Below are 2,218 nucleotides of genomic sequence, written 5' to 3'. Positions count from 1 at the left end.
GCCAGACGAGCCGGTGCCGACGTTCCCCACACCGACGTTCCCGACACCGACAACCAGTCCGACGCCGACAACCAGTCCGACGCCGACAACCAGTCCGACGCCCATCTTTAACCAACCTCCAAGAGCAGTTAACGACAACTTCACCACGGTTGCGGGTCAAGAACTCAGTTTCAACGTTCTGTTGAACGACACTGACCAGGAACAAAGCGCTCTGACTGTCACGACTTTTGCTCCAGCAAGCAAAGGGAGTCTGGTTCCCGTGGGCGGCGGCGTATTCAAATACACCCCGAATCCGGGCTTCTCGGGTACAGACAGCTTTAGCTACTCGATCTCAGACGGTAGCGGCGGCACAAGTAAGGCGGTAGTAACCATCAACGTCAGTAGCCCGCCGCAGCTAATAATTAACGACGGTGTGGTGGTTGCCAAAAGTAATCCTACCCAGACAATCACTGCGGCCGATTTGTTAGTCACAGATCCGGATAACACGCCGTCGGAAATCGTTTACACGATTACCAAAGCCCCCGACGCTACCAGAGGTTTTGTCCAAAGGGGCACCACCTTTCTCAACGTCGGCGGCAAATTCAGCCAAGACGATATCAACAACAACATCGTCAAATACAACTTGCTGGCAGGAGGGGGCAGCGACAGTTTCACGTTTACAGCCTCCGACGGATCTGCAACTATCGGGCCGGCATCCTTCAGCATCACGGTGGTAGATAATATTGTCGATCGCAGCGCACTCCCGGCAAGCAGCTTTACAGGCAGCAACCTCAGCGACTTCATCCTCGGCGGGGCCGGTGACGATACCCTCTCTGGGGGCGACGGCAACGACATCATCGACGGCAGTGGCGGCAACGACCTCGAATTCGGTGAAGCAGGCAATGACTCGGTGGTGGGTGCGATCGGCAACGACACCCTTGACGGCGGACTGGGCAACGATACTGTTGATGGCCAAGACGGCATAGACTCGCTGATCGGCGGACTGGGCAACGACCTGATGTTCGGCGGCAATGACAATGACAACCTCCTGGGCGGTGACAACAACGACACCATTGACGGCGGAACAGGCAACGACTCGATGCTGGGAGAATCCGGCGACGACTCGATACTTGGTGGCACCGGGATTGACACCTTACTTGGTGGCATTGGCGACGACTCCCTCGACGGCGGTGCAGGCGACGACATCCTAGACGGTGGACTCGGCAGAAACTTGCTCGACGGCGGTCTCAATAACGATTCCATCTTGGGCGGCGACAACGATGACACGATGTTGGGTGGAGGAGGCAACGACACGGGACTCGGAGGTTCGGGCAATGACTACGTGTTGGGCGAGGCCGGCACCGACTCCCTCGACGGCCAAGCGGGCGACGACACTCTCGACGGCGGTGCCGGCAGCGACTGTCTGAGCGGCGCCTTCGGCAATGACTTGGTGTTGGGCGGCGATGACAACGACTCGCTTTCCGGCGGTGCAGGCAATGACATTTTGGGCGGTGGCAACGGTTCTGATTTGCTCACGGGCGATGCTGGTAATGATTTCTTCTACTACGAAACTCCCAGCGAAGGCGTGGACGTGATTGCTGACTTTAACGCTAACGGCAGCGAGACCGACAGATTTTTGTTCAGGTCGTCAAATTTCGCAGGTTTAACCAACTCAGGAACTACTCTCGATTTCACCAGTTTTATCGTCAGGAATATCGGGTCTAGCGGCGACAACATTAGCAAGCAATCAGTCATTTTGTTTGAATCTAAATTTGACAACGCTCAAGCAGTAAATGCAGTGTTGAAGAATCAAAACGGTTCTAGCAAAGCGGGAGCTTTCTTCGTGTACCTGAACAATACTTTTAACAAGTACGTTCTCGGCTTTGACCCCAATGTGGCAGATGACAGTCTCCCAGCTTTTGATTTGGGAGTTTTGAATTCTATTCCTACAGTGCCGGGAGCGCTCAGCACCGTCATTACTGCCTCTGACTTTAAGTTTATTTAGTAGTGTTTGAGTAGCGTCGCAAGGAGTCGGAACAATGGCAAGTGCAGTACCACTAATTTTTCTCGAAGGGCGGCTACCCGATGAGAACGGCGATAGTTTGGATAGCGGCACGGTGCCGCAGCCTACGCCGTCGTCGGGAACGGAGCCGATGATGACGGGGACTTCGACAACGATGACGGGAACCGGGACTTCGACAACGATGACGGGAACCGGGACTTCGACAACGATGACGGG

The 2,218-nt window shown here is 55.2% G+C and carries 2 protein-coding genes; both read left to right on the top strand.

Features of this window, described 5'->3' with window-relative positions; all coding sequences use genetic code 11:
• Window positions 1-1,984: Ig-like domain-containing protein (locus QUA45_RS09035; RefSeq protein ID WP_333220354.1), on the top strand; the 1,984-nt coding region annotated here is incomplete at its 5' end.
• A 34-nt stretch (window positions 1,985-2,018) separates the two neighbouring features.
• On the top strand, window positions 2,019-2,218 hold a 200-nt coding region (locus QUA45_RS09030), incomplete at its 3' end, for a hypothetical protein (RefSeq protein ID WP_333099193.1).

The sequence above is a fragment of the Microcoleus sp. Pol12A5 genome (assembly GCF_036701435.1).
GTDB lineage: Bacteria > Cyanobacteriota > Cyanobacteriia > Cyanobacteriales > Microcoleaceae > Microcoleus.
Note: the sequence above shows the minus strand (reverse complement) of the source record. Positions and strands in the feature narration are given on the sequence as shown.